The organism is Stenotrophomonas sp. TWI1151 (genome assembly GCF_039673135.1).
Lineage (GTDB): Bacteria > Pseudomonadota > Gammaproteobacteria > Xanthomonadales > Xanthomonadaceae > Stenotrophomonas.
In genome coordinates this window covers 693,140-708,669 of record NZ_JBDJLA010000001.1, presented here as the reverse complement: position 1 = coordinate 708,669, position 15,530 = coordinate 693,140, and the positions used below count along the sequence as shown (strand labels likewise).

Sequence of the window (15,530 nt, the reverse complement as noted above, 5' to 3'; positions counted from 1 at the left end):
ATGACATCGGGAGGAGCTGCGGGACACCGTGGTGTGGCCGCACTCCCATGATGCCCGCGATGTAAGCGGAGGTGCCGCCGGTCAGACCGGGGCGAAACCGCGGGTGGTCTTCTTTTCGTTCTTTTCCGCCTTCTTTTCCTTGGCGGTCTTGGCAGGTTTCTTCTTCTGCTCTTTCTGTTTGTTCAGGCCTTTGGCCATGGCGACGCTCTCCAGGTGGGTTGCAACGGAGGCGAGCATGGCACATCCGGTGTCGGCCGGCGCATCGGCGTGCGATGGGTGCGCTGAAGTGAATCCGGGGTGCGCCCGTTCATGGCGCAGGGATATCCCGATAAACCGCCTCGCTGCTCAGCACCTTCAGTCCATCCGGACCACTGTGCAGCCGCCGCTGCTCACCGACCGCCTGCTGCGATTGCAGGCGATAGCCGCTCATGTCGGGGTCGGCCAGTAAACACTGTCCGGCGTCGAACGCGCGCCGAAGATGGCCTGGCCCACGCGCACCACGGTCGCGCCTTCTTCGATGGCGATCTCGACATCACCTGACATGCCCATGGAGAGCTCCTCCAGGCTGATGCCCGTCGGCAGGGTGGGGCGCAGCCGGTCGCGCAGTTCGCGCAGGCGCGCAAAGCACGGGCGCACCTGTTCCGGATCCGGGGAGAACACCGCCAGGGTCATCAACCCGCGCACATGCAGATTCGGAAACGCTGGCAACTGCTGCACGAAGTCGGCGACCTCGATCGGGTCCAGGCCGTACTTGCTGTCTTCGCCCGAGGTGTTGACCTGCACGAACACATCCAGCGTGCGCTGCTCCAGTTCCAGCCGCTGATCCAGCGCCTGTGCCACGCGCAGGCTGTCCAGCGCCTGGAACTCGCTGGCGAAGCGTGCGACGTCACGTGCCTTGTTGGTCTGCAGGTGGCCGATCACCGACCAGCGCAGGCCGGGCAGGTCGGCCATCGCCGCCGCCTTGCGCTGGGCTTCCTGCACCTTGTTCTCGCCCAGCTCATGGCAGCCGGCCTCCCACGCCAGGCGCAGGCGGGCCTCATCGACGGTCTTGCTGACCGGCAGCAGGCGCACGCCGGCCGGGTCGCGGCCGGCCAGTGCGCAGGCGCGGGCGATGCGTTCGCGGACCATCGCCAGGTTGTGGCGGATCTCGTCGACAGTGGTGGCCTGGGGCCAGGTGGGGGCAGCGATGGGCATGGGGAGCTCCGGAAGCGGGGACGGCTGCGGCGCGTCGGCGCGCCAGCAGGGCGGTCCCGTAACAACGGACAGGTTGTCATAGCGCTACCCGAAAATCACCGCCCGCCGATGTCAGGGCGCGGCGGCGGCGTTCGGGCTGACGTAGTGCGTCTGTTCGTCGTCGTTGAGGAAGATCAGTTCCGGTTTGCCCTGCCAGGAGGTCAGCATCGCGCCGGTGCTGTTCTGGTGTTTGACGACCAGGGTGGCGCCGCGATCCGGGTTGGCGGTGACCTTGAATACCTCGGTGGTGCCGGTGGCATCGTCCAAGGTGAGGATGGCCTCGTCGCCGACATCGGCGGTGCCGTAGCCGCCACGCTCGGAGCCATCGGCGCCCAGCAGGATCAGGCCTGACAGCGGTGACGCACGCGGCCCCTGGGTGATGCCCTTGGTGAGCGGATCGGGGACGGGGGCGCCGAGAATCACCCGCGCCTGGCCACTGGCATCGCGGATCACCACGCCACGGGCGGTGATGACACGCTCCTCGGACTGGCTCTGGTGCAGGCGCAGCGCGGTCCAACCGGAAACGATCAGGGCGAGGCTGGAAACGACCAGCGTGGTGACGGTCAGCGCGCGCGACATGGGGTTCTCCGGATCCTTGGAAGGCTGCGACCATACCGGATACGCCCTTCACGGCACCAGTCGGAAAAGTCTGGGATTACATTCAGAGCGTGAGGTTGGTCACGGGATGGCTCAGCGGAAATCGCGGCTGTGGGTACGCACGCCGTCGATCAGGGTGTCGATGTTGTGCATCTGGCGGACGATCAGGTGCTGCACGCCGTCCACGCGCTCGAGCCGGCCGTCGATCTGCATCAGTTGCGCTTCAACCAGCACGCGATGCTGGCGGTCGGCGATTTTGCGCCAGACCACTGCATTGACCATGCCGCATTCGTCTTCCAGGGTGAGGAAGGTGACCCCGCTGGCAGTCTGCGGGCGCTGGCGCATGCGTACCAGCCCGGCAAACCGCACGCTGCGCCCGTGCGGCAGGGCGGCCAGTTCGTCGGAGCGGTGGCAGCGGCGCTGGCGCAGCTGGCTGCGGATGAAGGAGACCATGTGCCGGCCCAGCGTGGTGCCGGTGGTGTTGTAATCGGCCTGCATGTCCTCGAACGCGCTGGGCAGCGGCAGCGCGACGGCGGCTTCGGCGGTGGCGCGGGCCATGTCGAACAGCGGCAGCGGCTTTTCCACGCCGGAGACGTCCCAGCGCGCGCGATGGCGATGGCCGCTCAGGCCCTTGAGTGCACCGGCATCGGCCAGCAGGCCCTGGTGGCGACGGTCCAGCTGTGCGCGCTGGCTCAGGTCGGCCACGCTCTCAAAGGGCGAACGGTGGCGCGCCTGCACCACGCCGGTGGCGACCGCCTCGCTGAAGCCATCGACCAGGCGCAGCCCCAGCCGGATGCCAAATGGCCGGCCTGGCGAGGTGGGCGGCACCAGCGTGCAGTCCCAGTCGCTATAGCGCACATCCACCGGCAGCACTGGCACGCCATGACGGCGCGCGTCCTGCAGGATCTGGTCCGGGGTATAGAACCCCAGCGGCTGGCTGTTGATCAGGCTGGCGGCGAATGCGGAGGGGTGATGGCACTTGAGCCAGCAGCTGACATAGGTGATCAGCGCGAAGCTGGCCGCGTGGCTTTCCGGGAAGCCATAACTGCCGAAGCCCTTGATCTGCTCGAACAGGCGCTCACCGTATTCGCGGCTGTAGCCGTTGGCGGCCATGCCGGCGAGCAGTTTGTCGCGGTGCGGCTCCAGCCCACCGTGGCGCTTCCAGGCGGCCATCGAGCGGCGCAGTGCGTCAGCCTGGCCGGGGCTGAAGCCGGCGGCGGCGACCGCCAGCTGCATCACCTGTTCCTGGAACAGCGGCACGCCCAGGGTGCGTTTGAAGACCTTCTCCAGCGCGGGTGGGTAGTCGATCTCTTCGATGCCTTCTTCCTTGAGCTTCTTCCGTCGGTTCAGATACGGGTGGACCATGTCGCCCTGGATCGGGCCGGGGCGCACGATCGCCACTTCGATCACCAGGTCGTAGAAACAGCGCGGCTGCATGCGCGGCAGCATCGCCATCTGGGCGCGGGACTCGATCTGGAACACGCCCAGGGTGTCGGCGCGGCAGATCATGTCGTAGGTGGGCTCATCGCCCTGCGGAATCTTCGCCATGGTCATCGTCGGTCCGCCATGCGCTTCCAGCATCGCCAGGCATTTGCGTACCGCGGTGAGCATGCCCAGCGCCAGGCAGTCGACCTTCATCAGGCCGGTGACATCCAGGTCGTCCTTGTCCCACTGGATCACCGTGCGGTTGGCCATGGCCGCGTTTTCCACCGGCACCATCGTGGACAGGGGGTGTTCGGAGATCACGAAGCCGCCGGGGTGCTGGGACAGGTGGCGTGGAAAATCGACCAGTTCACTGGTCAGCGCCACCACCCGCCGCATCAGCGGGGTCTCCGGATCGAAGCCGCGCTCACGCAAGGCCTCCGGCAGCGGCTCATGGCTGCTCCAGCGGTCCAGGCAGGCGGCCAGTTCGTTGACCTGGTCCGGCGGCAGGCCAAGCACCCGCGCCACATCGCGTACCGCGCTGCGGCCCCGGTAGCTGATCGCCACGGCAGTCAAGGCGGCGCGTTCGCGGCCGTAGCGGTTGAACACGTACTGCAGCACTTCCTCGCGGCGTTCGTGTTCGAAGTCGATGTCGATATCCGGCGGCTCGTCGCGTTCGGCGGAAATGAAGCGCTCGAACAGCAGCTCCATCTCGCTGGGGTCGATCTCGGTCACGCCCAGTACGTAGCACACCGAGGAATTGGCGGCCGAGCCACGGCCCTGGCAGAGGATCTGCTGCCGGCGCGCGAAGCGCACGATGTCGTGCACGGTCAGGAAGTACGACTCGTACTGCTTGGTGTGGATCAGCGCCAGTTCGTGTTCGATCTGGTGGCGCTGCTGGGGCGTCTCGCCCGCGGGCCAACGCCATTGCATGCCTTCTTCCACCAGCACCCGCAGCCAGCTGGCCGGGTCGTGGCCGGCCGGTACCAGTTCGCGCGGGTAGGTGTACTTCAGTTGCTTGAGATCGAAGTGGCAGCGCTCGGCGATGCGCAGGGTCTCGGCCAGCAGCTCGGGCGGGTACAGCGTGGCCAGGGCCTGGCGGGTGCGCAGGTGACGCTCGCCGTTGGGGAACAACCGCCAGCCTGCCTCGCCGAGCGTGCAGTGGTGGCGGATTGCGGTGAGGGTGTCCTGCAGCGCGCGGCGGCGGCGCACGTGCATGTGCACATCGCCGCTGGCCACCAGTGGAATGCCCCGGTCGCGGCCGAAACGACGCAGGCGCTGCAGGCGCGCGCGATCATCGGCCTCGCGGTGCAGTTCAACGGCCAGCCACAGCCGCTGCGGAAAGCAGGCTTGCAGCCACTGCGCATCCTCGATGCCCGGGGCAGGGTCTGCCCACAGGCACAGCAGGCCGGCGTGCAGCGGTTCGATGTCGCTGCGCAGGCAGCGGTACTCGCCCTTGGGCGCGCGCCGGCGGCAGGTCGTGATCAACTGGCACAGCGCGGCGTAGCTGCCCTGGTCGGTGCACAGCAGCACCAGTTTCGGGCCGTCCTCCAGCTGGAATTCGGCACCGGTGATCAGGGGCAGTGCGTGCTTCTTCGCAGCCTGCCAGGCGCGCACGATACCGGCCAGCGAGCACTCATCGGTGATCGCCAGCGCGTGGTAGCCCTGGCCCTTGGCACGCGCGAACAACTCCTCGGCGATGGACGCGCCGCGCTGGAAACTGAAGGCCGACAGGCAATGCAGCTCGGCGTATCCGGGCAGCGGTGCGCTCATGCGAACCAGCCGTGCAGCATGAACGGTCCGCTGCGTGCATCGGCGGCGGTATACGCCCAGCCGCGCTGGCCTTGCGGCGTTTCGATGACGTAATAGTCGCGGCGGATGTCGCCGGCATCCCACCAGCCCGATTCGATCCGCTCCGGCCCAGACAGGATGCGCAGGTGCGGATCCTGCAGCGCCTGCGGCTGGGCCAGCAGCCAGCCCGGGCGCATCGGCAGCACCGGGGGCGGGGGCTTGGGCGCGCCCTGGGCGTCACCGGTCGCGCGTTCGGGCCGATGGTCGGCACGCAGCCCCAGCCCCTGCACAGCGTCATCGCCGAGCCGGGCGCGAAGACGCTCGCGCAGCTGCTCCCACGGCATCGCCTGCTGCGGGCGCGGGTCGAACAGATCGCGTGCGGCCGGGACGAACGGCGGCAGTTGCTCGGCCTGCAGGCGCAGGCCGCGGCTGCCCGCTGGCAACTGCAGATGATCCACACGGTTGCGGGCCAGTTCGAACAGCATCGCCGGTTCGCGCTCGGGCGCGAGCAGGCCGATCGAGAGGCGCGTATCGGGGTGGTGTTCGTGCTCGAACCACAGATCGAACTGCAGCACGCCGCCATCGCGCGAGCACAGGAATGCGGCCAGATCGGCGGTCAGGCGCCGCAACGGGAACAGCATGGCCTGGGTGGACTCGACCTCGTACTCGAACTCGATGCGCGCATCGAAGCGGTCCGGCGGCTGGAAATAGCGCAGCGGCGGCGTGCTGATCCCGCGCAGCGCATCCAGGTGCGCCAGCACCTGCGGCGGGAAGCGCCGGGCCAGGCTCTCGCGCGGCAGGCCGAACGCCGCGCCCAGCGTGCGCAACCCCGAGCGCGCCAGCACCGTGACCGCCTCGGCCGGCAACCCGCTGCGTTCGATCGGCACCTGGGCCAGCGCCGCCTCCACCTGGTGCGCACCCACGCCGAGCCGGCCATGCACGCGGGCCAGCACGCTGGCGGCATGCGGATTCGGTGCGGCCACCAGCCGGTGGCGGAAACCCAGTTCGGTCAGGCCACGGGTCAACCGCTGCTCGACCTTCGGCCAATCACCAAACAGCGCGCGGCTGGCCCGGATTTCCAGTGCCAGCGCGTGCGGGAAATCCAGGCTGACCTGCGAGCTGATGCCGTACAGCCAACTGGCCAACAGCTGGCGGGTGGCCTGTTCGGCGCGCGGGTCGTACTCCACGGTGAGCATGTCGCGGGTGAGCACCTGCGCAGCTGAGAGCAGCATGCCGCGGCGCAGCCCGAGCTGCCGGGCCGAGGGACTGACCGCATGCAGCACGCGTCGCTGCGCCGGGCCGGTGACCAGCACCAGCGGCGCGGCCGGGTCCGGTTGCTGGCGCAGGGCGGCATCCAGCGCCAGGTGCGGCAGCAGCAGGCAGGCCCAGTCCACGGCGGCGGCTCAATGAGCCACGGCCAGCGGCAGCGGCTGCGCCGGTGCCAGCCCGCCGCGGCACTTGAGCACCCGCACCTGGCCATCGTCGAGCTGCAGGCGCAGCGCGGCCGGGGAGGGGTTGCGCGCATGCCGGGCATCCCGGAAGGAAAACCCCAGGCACTGGCCGGTTTCGGCCGCCACCTGCAGCCGGCGCAGCGCGCGGTCATCGGCCTGCTGCGGCCAGCACAGCACCGCCGCACATGCGGCCGAGCGCAGGCATTGCTCGGCGGCCCACAAGGCATCGCGCGGGCTGGCCTGGACCACCTGCACCTGGTTCAGTGCCAGCCCGGCGCGGGCCCAGGCCGGGGCATGCGGCAGGTGCGGCGGGGCGATCAGCACCACGGTCTGCTGTTGCTGGCTCAGCCGCGCCAGCGTCGGCCAGACCAGGGCCAGCTCACCGACCCCGGGCGAGGCCAGCAGCACCTCCGACAGCGCCGAGGGCGGCCAGCCACCGCCGGGCAGTCGGGCATCCAGCGCCGGGTGGCCGGTCGGGTGCGGGGCCACCTCGGGGAAGGCCGCACGCGGCTGCCCCCGCCAGACCCGGCGGGTTTCCAGCAGCCGGTCCAGGGCCAGCACGGCGCCCATCAGCGGGCCTCCCGGCAGGGCTGGAGCAGGCGGAAACGGGCAGGAAACAAGGGCATGGCGGCGAGTATCGGCAGCACGCGTGTCAAAGGCTGAGACCGACAATCCTACCCGCAATTAGTAAAAATGCTAACGAATTCGGCGGCCGGATTCCGAACCGGTTGAGGGTGATGAATGCTTCAGGAGAGCGGAATGGCAGCGCGCCAGATGGGATGGCCACGCGCGTGATGGAGGGCATCCACGCATGGCGAGGATCTACTCAGCGCCCCTGCGGATCGGGCCGGTGGTGCACGTACTCGACCACGGTGCCGTCCGGATGCACGGCGTTGAAGGCCGCGCCGGTGGGCACGACCTGCAGTGGAAAGATGATCTGCGCCCCGGCCGCCACCAGCCGGTCGTAATAGGGCTGCACGTCATCCACCAGCAGCGTGCCGGTGGTGGAGGTGAACGGAGCCAGCTTGTCCGGCGCGCCCTCGATCAGCAGGAATGCCCCGACCATCGCCAGGCGCAGGCCGGCCTCGGGGAACGGAAAGCCCGCATCGGCGACCAGGCCCTGCAACTGCTCGTAGAACGCCACCCGTGCTTCCAGTTCGCCCGGGCCGACGAACACCCGGATCAGCACCCGCGGGCTGCGTTGCCGGGAGGTGTCGTTGCGGTCGCGCCAGAGTTGATCGAAGTGGCGGTGTGGGGGCATGCGGCGGCTCCGGGACGTGAGCGGTCATTATCGAGCCGCGATCCGCCCGGAACCGGGCAGGGCTCATGACCACCGGTGATGGCGTGATAACCCGGCATCGCCCACCACACCACCAGCGCGAGCAGCGACACACTGGCACCCGCCATGCAGACCCCGGGCCAGCCGAACGCGGCATACAACGCACTGCCGGCCAGCGCCCCCAGCCCACTGCCGGCAGCGTAGAACAGCATGTAGGCGGCGATCACCTGCGCCTGCGCGTGCGGGGCTGCGGCCAGAATCCGACTCTGGTTGGTCACGTGCAGCGCCTGCACCGCCAGATCCAGCAGCAGCACGCCGAGCACCAGCCAGCCCAGGTGGTGGGACATCGCGGCGATCGGCAGCCAGCTCAGCAGCATCAGCCACAGGGCGCCGGTGGTGACCCGCCCGGCATGGCCCCGGTCACTCCAGTGCCCACTGCGTGCCGCCGCCAACGCACCGAGCAGGCCGACCAGCGCGAAAGCGCCGATGCCGGTGTGGCTGAGCGCATACGGCGGCGCGCCCAGCGGCAGGCTCATGCTGCTCCAGAACAGGCCGAACACGGTGAACAGCAGCAGGCCCAGCACGCCGCGCTGGCGCAGCACGGGCTGTTGCCGCAGCAAGGCGATCAACCCGGTGCGTGCGGTGGATGCAGTCGAGGCCGGCAGACGTGGCAGACACGCCCACAACAACGCGCCTGTCACCACCATCAGCGCCGCCGAGAGCAGGTACACCGCCCGCCATCCGCCCAGATCGGCGACTGCGCCGGCCACGACGCGTGCCAACAACAACCCGACCACCACGCCCGCCTGTGCGGCACCAACCACGCGGCCACGCTCGTGCACGCCTGCAGCGGCGGCGGCATAGGCGATCAACCCCTGGGTCATCGCGGTGCCGAGCAGGCCCACTGCGAGCATGCCCAGCAACAGACTCCAGGCCTGCGCCGCCAGCGCGACGGCCAGCAGGGCCAGCACCAGGCCAATGGTCTGGATCGCGATCAGGCGGCGGCGGTCCACGCGGTCACCCAGTGGCACCACCCACAGCAGCGCCGCCACCGAACCCAGCTGGGTGGCGGCGATCACCGCGCCGATGCGGGCCGTACTGATCTGGAGATCGGCGGCCAGGGCATCCAGCAAGGGCTGGGCGTAATAGACATTGGCCACGCTCAAACCGGCGGCGCAGGCGAACAGCATCAGCAAGGCGGAGGGGAGCGGGGAGGTGGATGCCCGCGAGGCGGAGGCAGGGAGCGGCATGATGTAGTCTCAAAACAGAACCGGTTGATTCTGGAGTATGTGGTTCTAAAATGAAACCTCGAAAGGAGGCCGCACATGACAACCGATGCCACTACCCCCTGCCCGGTGGGGCGCGCGCTGGATCTGGTCGGTGACCGTTGGTCGCTGCTGATCGTGCGCGAGGCCTTCGACGGGGTGCGTCGCTTCAGCGATTTCCAGCGCCGCCTGGGGATGTCGCGCAGCATGCTCAGCCAGCGCCTGCAGGCCTTGCTGGAGGCGGACGTGCTGACGCAGCAGCCGCTGGGCGAAGGCCGCAGCTATCAGGAATATGTGCTCACCGAGCGCGGTCGCGCGCTGTTCCCGCTGGTGGTGGCGCTGCGCCAATGGGGCGAGGCCTTCCTGTTCGCGCCCGGCGAGCCACGCTCGGTGCTGCAAGCCGACAGCGATGGGCTGCCGTTGGCGCCGATGCAGCCGCGCGACCAGCGTGGGCAGGTGGTTGAGGGTGCCGACACCCGGGTGATGAAGCCCCCGTCACCCTGATTTCGCGCGGGTTGCGGTGTCTCAAATGTAAGCATCCTGTTGACAGGCATGAACACGCTCGCCCACTCTTCCGGGTGGGGCGCCGGTCACGGGCTCCCGGGTGGTGCGGCTGTCACGACGGGCGGAGGGGCCTGGACGTAGCCGTCATCGCCTTGCGTTGTAAACGGTTCCGCGCGCCCGCGCGTGGTTCCCGCCGACATGGCGCTGCACCCTTCTGCGGCAAGACTCCCTGGATTTATTGCGCAAGCAAAGGTGTTTCGTCCGCTCATGAAAACGATTTCAAAGCCCCTGGCCCTGACGGCCGCCATCGCGCTCTCGCTGAGCGCTTCCGCCTGGGCTGCTGCCCCGGCCGCCACCACCGACGCGTTCACCGTGCTGACCCTGGAACAGACCCCGGGTGACCTGGACGCCGCCGTGGTCGCCGCGCAGCTGGAGCAGCTGCAGGTCGATGCAGTGACCGTGCGCAACGTGGAGCGCCGCGCGGACCGCGTGGACCCACTGCAGGGCCTGGCCGATGCGCTGGGTTATCACTATCGTTTCGTGACCGCCGATCCGGCCGCCGCGCAGCAGACCGGCAGTGTCGTGCTCACCCGCCTGCCGATCGAGGCCGAATCGGGCACCGAGCAGCCGTCGCTGAACTACCTGCGCCTCAACGATGGCCGCCACGTGGTCGCGCTGTACACCAGCGCCGCCGATGCCGCGGCACTGCCGCCGCTGGTCACCGGTTCGCGCCTGGGCGCGCCGGCCGTGCTGCTGGGCGCGGTCAGCGCCGATGCGGCCACCACCGCGGGCTTCGATCCTTCGCGTGTCGCGCTGGAAGCCAATGAAAGCTACTTCAGCGATGGCTTCCAGTCGGCCACGTCGGCGGCGATCAAGCTGCGCACCCATGACGGCAAGAAGGGCACCACCGCCGCCACGCTGCTGACCCTGGGCTATGCCGCGCCGGTCGGTGGCGACACGCCGTGGATGGACACCGGCCTGAACGCCGATGCCCGCGCCAAGGCCCTGGTCGCGCAGATGACCGTGGATGAGAAGTTCCAGATGCTGCACAGCTACTTCGGGCTGGGCAAGGATGGCGGTCCGCTGCCGGAGGGCGCGGTGGGTTCGGCCGGTTTCGTGCCGGGCGTCCCGCGTCTGGGCATTCCGGCGCAGCAGTCGGCCGATGCCGGTGTTGGCGTGACCAATCCGGGCGGCCTGCGCAAGGGTGACCACGCCACCGCGATGCCGTCCGGCCCGTCCACGGCCTCCAGCTGGAACCCGGATATCGCCTTCGCTGGCGGTGCCACCATGGGTCGCGAAGCCTGGCAGCAGCGCTTCAACATCCTGTTGGCCGGCAGCGTCAACCTGCAGCGCGATCCGCGCAATGGCCGCAATTTCGAATACGCCGGTGAAGATCCCCTGCTGGCCGGTGTGCTGGTCGGTGAGTCGATTCGCGGCGTGCAGAGCCAGCACGTCATCTCCACGATGAAGCACTTCGCGCTCAACGACATGGAGACCTCGCGCAATTTCCACAGTGCCGAGATCGGCGAGCAGGCGATGCGCGAATCGGACCTGCTGGCGTTCGAGATCGCCATGGACATCGGCAAGCCCGGTTCGGCGATGTGCTCGTACAACCGCATCAACGGCACCTACGGCTGCGAACACGATTACCTCATGAACGAGGTGCTCAAGCAGGAATGGAAGTTCCCCGGTTTCGTGATGTCCGACTGGGGTGGCGTGCACAGCGGCTCCAAGGCGGCGCTGGCCGGCCTGGACCAGCAGTCGGCCGGTGAAGTGTTCGACAAGGCGGTCTATTTCGACGAACCGCTGCGCCTGGCCGTGGCCGGTGGCGTGGTGCCGCAGGCGCGCCTGGACGACATGGTCGGCCGCATCCTGCGCACCATGTTCGCGCACGGCAATTTCGATCTGCCGCCGGTGCATGAGCCGATCGACGATGAGGCCGGCTTCCACGCCGCGCAGCGTACCGTTGAAGAAGGCAGCGTGCTGCTGCGCAATGCCGATGATCTGCTGCCGCTGGGCAAGGACGTGCAGCGCATCGTCATCATCGGTGGCCATGCCGACAAGGGCGTGATCGGCGGCGGCGGTTCTTCGATGGTGGGTTGGACCGCGCGGGGCACCAATGCGGTGCCGGGCGTGATGCCGACCACCTGGCCGGGCCCGGTGATCTTCCACCCGTCCTCGCCGCTGGAAGCGCTGCGTGCCGAGCGTCCGGATGCACGCATCGATTACGTGGATGGCCGCGATGTGGCCGCCGCCGCGCGCGCTGCCGCAGCCGCCGATGTGGCCATCGTGTTCGCCACGCAGTGGTCGGCCGAATCGGTCGATCTGCCGCACATGCAGCTGCCGGACAACCAGGACAAGCTGATCGCCGGTGTGGCCAAGGCCAACCCGAAGACCGTGGTGGTGCTGGAAACCAATGGTCCGGTCGAGCTGCCGTGGCTGCAGCAGGTGCCGGCCATCCTGCAGGCCTGGTACCCGGGCATCCGGGGCGGTGAAGGCATCGCCGCGCTGCTGACCGGCAAGGTCAATCCGTCCGGTCGCCTGCCGGTGACCTGGCCGACCGATGTCAGCCAGCTGCCGCGCCCGCACGTCAATGGCCTGGGCTTCAACCCGAAGAACAAGCCGGATGACACCATCGATTACGACATCGAAGGCGCCAACGTCGGCTACAAGTGGTTCGCCGCCAAGGGCCTGACCCCGCAGTACGCGTTCGGCCATGGCCTGTCCTACACCAGCTTCGGCTACGACAACCTGCAGGTGGTCGTGGAAGGCCAGCGTGTGGTCGCCAGCGTGGACGTGCGCAACACCGGCAAGGTCGCCGGTGCGGATGTGCCGCAGCTGTACCTGCAGCTGCCGCAGGGCAGCACCACTCCGATCCGCCTGATCGGCTTCCAGAAGGTGACGCTGCAGCCGGGCGAAAGCCGCCGGATCCGCATCGAAGCCGAGCCGAAGACGCTGGCCAGCTTCGATACCGCCGCCAAGCAGTGGAAGATCGCCGGTGGGCAGTACGAAGTGCAGCTCTCGCGCGCGGCCAATGCACCGGTGCAGCGCGTGCCGCTGGAGCTGGCCGAGCAGGTCGTCCGCTGAGCTGACGAACGCGCCGGTACCGACCCACGGGCGGTACCGGCCGCGGATCGGACGCAACGCGCGTTACGGGGTGGGGCACGACCGGTGGTCGTGCCACCGCTCACCCCGGCAGGTGCTCGCGCAGGTGCGCCAGCAGCAGCCGGACCCGGCGCGAGGGCTGGGCGGTGTTCGGAAACACCGCATATACGCCCTGGCGCGGGAAGCGATGACGGCGCAGGATCGGCAGCAGCCGGCCCTGCGCCAGATCGTCATCGATCAACCACTGCGGCAACACGGTCGCGCCGGCCCCGGCCAGCGCGAAGGCGCGCAGCGTGGATGCGTTGTCGACCGTGACCACCGCATGGGCGGGGTTGCAGGCAAACACCTGGTCGCTGCCATCGGGCGCCACCAGCGGTAGATCCGCCAGGCGCGGATACCCCAATCGTGGCAGCGTGCGGATCCAGTCCGGGTCATCGCGCGCGGCATCATCGGGCAGCGTGGACAACAACGACGGCGCGGCGACCGCGCACAGCGCGTGTTCGTCCAGCAGGGTCGCGCGCAGCTGCGAGTCCTGCAGGCGCCCCAACCGGATCGCCAGATCGAACCGCTCGGGAATCAGGTCCGCCGGCGCCGATGAGCTGGACAGGTGCAGGCGCAGCTCCGGATGCAGGGCGCGGAATGATTCCAGCACCGGCACGACCCGGGCGATCGCATACTCCGGCGTGGTGGTCAGCCGCAGCGTGCCACGCAGCTGCAGCTGTTCGCTGCGTGCCTCCTCGATCGCCAGCTCGGCAGTCGTCAACAGGGCAGTGCAGTGCTGGTAAAAGCGTTCGCCGGCCTCGGTCAGCGCCAGGCTGCGCGTATTGCGCACCAGCAGCGTCACGCCCAGTTCCTGTTCCAGTCGCTTGAGGTTGAAGCTCACCACGGCGCGGCTCTGGCCGAGGCGCTGCGCGGCAGCGGTCAGGCTGCCGGCGTCGACAATCGCCTTGAAGGTCTCGAAGCGGTCCAGGCTGACCATGGCGGCGCTCTGACTGTCAAAAAAGGTTTGACAGTCTTGCATCCGGTTGCCTGTATATCCAGCCGCCGCCAACGCGCATGCTGCCGCCTCGCAATCGGAGCGCCGCATGACATACCGGGCCAGGGTGGAAACGTTGTACCTGCTGGGATTCTCGCTGGACCTGGTGAACATGTTCATCGGTACCGTCGCGTATCCGGCCATCGCCACCGAGCTGCACGCGTCCGTGCCCCAGCTGGCGTGGATCGGCAATGCCTACATGCTTGGTCTGACCCTGGTCATTCCGCTGGGCAGCTGGCTGGCGGCGCGTCTTGGCGAACGCCGGGTGCTGTGCGTCTCGCTGGCGTTGTTCACGGTGGGCGCGGTACTGGCGGGCACCGCGGCCAGCATCGAGGGGTTGATCGGCTGGCGGCTGCTGCAGGGGCTGGGCGGCGGACTGCTGATTCCGGTCGGGCAGGCGATGGCCTACCGCGAATGCCCACCGGCCGACCGCGCGCGCCTGACCGCCCGCATCATGGCGGTGGCGCTGCTGGTGCCGGCGCTGTCCCCCACACTGGGCGGTGTGCTGGTGGAGTGGGGCTCATGGCGCGGCGTGCTGCTGGTCAGTGTGCCGCTGGCCATGGTGGCCTTCGCGCTGGCGGCCGCGTGGGTACGCCCGCGTGCGCCGGTGGCCGTACCTGCGCTGGACCGTCGCGGGCTGTTGCTCGGCTCACTGGGCCTGAGCGTGTTGCTGGTCGCGCTGAGCCTGCTGGCAGAGCCGGGGCAGTGGATGCTGGGCGCGGGCCTGCTCGTGGTCGCCACCCTGGTGCTGGCGTCGTATGCCCGCAGTGCACGCCGTACGGATCATCCGGTCCTGCAGTGGTCGCTGCTGCGGCATGCCTCGCTGCGGCTGGCGATGCTGGTCTATCTGCTGGTGCCCGGTACGTTCATCGGCACCCAGCTGGTGGCCACGCTGCTGCTGCATCGCCAGGGCTACGGCGCCGCAGCCATCGGCGGCTTCATGCTGCCGTGGGCGATCGCCTCGGCCTGCGCCATCGCCACCACACGGCACTGGCTGCCACGCATCGGGGCGCGCCCGCTGTTGACGGCCGGCATGGGATGCCAGGCGGTCGGCATCGCGCTGTTGATCGGCATACAGGCCAGCCAGCCGTGGCTGCCGGTGCTGGCCTTCGCACTGATGGGCCTGGGCGGGAGCCTGTGCAGCAGCAGCGCACAGACGCTCGCGTTCCAGAGGCTGGCGGACGCGGAGCTGCTGCCGGGCAGTGCGCTGTGGAATCTCAACCGTCAACTCAGTTTCTGTCTGGCCGCCGCGCTGCTGGCCTGTGTGCTGGCAGTGCTGTCGTCCGTGCTGCCAGCGCACGCGTTTCCGCTCACCCTGATGCTGGCGGCGGCCATGAGCCTGCTGCCGATGCTTCTGCTATGGCGCCTGCCGGCGTCTTCCCTTGCCTTGAGAACCTCCCCATGAATGACACGCTTGCCTTCAACGAGATCCATGACCTGCATGTGCTGATCGAAGACTGGTTCACCGGGCGCTCGCCGGTGGCTGCGTTGCACACACTGCTGGCCCACTTCAGCGAGGACTTCAGCATGGTCGGGATCCGTGGCGTCCGCCTGGACACGCCCGCGCTGGCCGGCTTCTTCGCCGCCGCCCATGGCAGCCGGCCCGGGTTGCGGATCACGGTCGATGCACTGCAGTACCTGCCGCTCGCGCCAGCCGCCTGCGCGGTGCGCTATCGCGAGGATCAGATCGGTGCGGATGGCACCGGCCATCGACGTGAGGCCTTGGCTGTCCTCGTGAGCCGCCCGGACGGCACGCTGCGCTGGCAGGCTTTGCACGAAACGGTGGTTGGCAGCTGAATGCGCGAAAAGGCCACGGAACAGGCCGATCGGCATCTACCGGGGCCGCG

At 68.9% G+C, this 15,530-nt stretch carries 14 protein-coding genes; 4 read left to right on the top strand and 10 right to left on the bottom strand.

Features of this window, described 5'->3' with window-relative positions; translation table 11 throughout:
* Nucleotides 1–81: 81 nt before the first annotated feature.
* The 9 genes from ABE422_RS03060 to ABE422_RS03020 all read right to left on the bottom strand — a co-directional run bounded on the left by ABE422_RS03060 (nt 82) and on the right by ABE422_RS03020 (nt 9,023).
* Nucleotides 82–237 carry a hypothetical protein gene (locus ABE422_RS03060; RefSeq protein WP_167390404.1) on the bottom strand — a complete coding sequence of 52 codons (156 nt, stop codon included), beginning with the start codon at nt 235–237 and terminating at the stop codon, nt 82–84.
* Between the two features lie 70 nt (nt 238–307).
* Nucleotides 308–430, bottom strand: coding sequence for a hypothetical protein (locus ABE422_RS03055; RefSeq protein ID WP_302476400.1), 123 nt, complete (start codon nt 428–430; stop codon nt 308–310).
* The gene (locus ABE422_RS03050) at nt 427–1,194 is read right to left on the bottom strand and encodes a YggS family pyridoxal phosphate-dependent enzyme (RefSeq protein WP_070470808.1); all 768 of its coding nucleotides are present in this window, start codon (nt 1,192–1,194) and stop codon (nt 427–429) included. The genes ABE422_RS03055 and ABE422_RS03050 overlap by 4 nt, the downstream gene beginning before the upstream one ends.
* 111 nt (nt 1,195–1,305) lie before the next feature.
* On the bottom strand, nt 1,306–1,812 hold the full coding sequence (locus tag ABE422_RS03045; RefSeq protein ID WP_070470806.1) for a hypothetical protein: 507 nt from the start codon (nt 1,810–1,812) through the stop codon (nt 1,306–1,308).
* Nucleotides 1,813–1,923: 111 nt separating this feature from the next.
* Nucleotides 1,924–5,025 (bottom strand): error-prone DNA polymerase, encoded by a 3,102-nt coding sequence (locus ABE422_RS03040; RefSeq protein ID WP_346482436.1) that lies wholly within the window; start codon nt 5,023–5,025, stop codon nt 1,924–1,926.
* Complete coding sequence (locus ABE422_RS03035) at nt 5,022–6,437, bottom strand: DNA polymerase Y family protein (RefSeq protein ID WP_313212387.1); 1,416 nt, start codon at nt 6,435–6,437, stop codon at nt 5,022–5,024. Before ABE422_RS03035 ends, ABE422_RS03040 begins: the two co-directional genes overlap by 4 nt.
* A gap of 9 nt (nt 6,438–6,446) precedes the next feature.
* Nucleotides 6,447–7,064, bottom strand: coding sequence for a translesion DNA synthesis-associated protein ImuA (gene imuA / locus ABE422_RS03030; RefSeq protein ID WP_088433373.1), 618 nt, complete (start codon nt 7,062–7,064; stop codon nt 6,447–6,449).
* A gap of 256 nt (nt 7,065–7,320) precedes the next feature.
* On the bottom strand, nt 7,321–7,755 hold the full coding sequence (locus ABE422_RS03025; RefSeq protein WP_313212388.1) for a VOC family protein: 435 nt from the start codon (nt 7,753–7,755) through the stop codon (nt 7,321–7,323).
* On the bottom strand, nt 7,677–9,023 hold the full coding sequence (locus ABE422_RS03020) for an MFS transporter (protein WP_346482435.1): 1,347 nt from the start codon (nt 9,021–9,023) through the stop codon (nt 7,677–7,679). Before ABE422_RS03020 ends, ABE422_RS03025 begins: the two co-directional genes overlap by 79 nt.
* Nucleotides 9,024–9,098: 75 nt before the next feature.
* Between ABE422_RS03020 and ABE422_RS03015 the strand changes: the two genes are divergently transcribed.
* Together ABE422_RS03015 and ABE422_RS03010 are read left to right on the top strand one after the other, a co-directional pair.
* The gene (locus tag ABE422_RS03015; protein WP_313218603.1) at nt 9,099–9,542 is read left to right on the top strand and encodes a helix-turn-helix domain-containing protein; all 444 of its coding nucleotides are present in this window, start codon (nt 9,099–9,101) and stop codon (nt 9,540–9,542) included.
* Between the two features lie 267 nt (nt 9,543–9,809).
* On the top strand, nt 9,810–12,629 hold the full coding sequence (locus ABE422_RS03010) for a glycoside hydrolase family 3 C-terminal domain-containing protein (protein WP_346462549.1): 2,820 nt from the start codon (nt 9,810–9,812) through the stop codon (nt 12,627–12,629).
* 100 nt (nt 12,630–12,729) lie between these two features.
* Here ABE422_RS03010 and ABE422_RS03005 read toward each other — a convergent pair whose 3' ends face one another.
* Nucleotides 12,730–13,626: a LysR family transcriptional regulator gene (locus ABE422_RS03005; RefSeq protein ID WP_346482434.1), complete on the bottom strand. Its 897-nt coding sequence runs from the start codon at nt 13,624–13,626 to the stop codon at nt 12,730–12,732.
* A gap of 106 nt (nt 13,627–13,732) precedes the next feature.
* On the opposite strand from ABE422_RS03005, the gene ABE422_RS03000 reads away from it, so the two are divergent.
* Nucleotides 13,733–15,088 carry an MFS transporter gene (locus ABE422_RS03000; RefSeq protein ID WP_346482433.1) on the top strand — a complete coding sequence of 452 codons (1,356 nt, stop codon included), beginning with the start codon at nt 13,733–13,735 and terminating at the stop codon, nt 15,086–15,088.
* The gene (locus ABE422_RS02995; RefSeq protein WP_313212394.1) at nt 15,085–15,480 is read left to right on the top strand and encodes a hypothetical protein; all 396 of its coding nucleotides are present in this window, start codon (nt 15,085–15,087) and stop codon (nt 15,478–15,480) included. The genes ABE422_RS03000 and ABE422_RS02995 overlap by 4 nt, the downstream gene beginning before the upstream one ends.
* Nucleotides 15,481–15,530 lie beyond the last annotated feature (50 nt).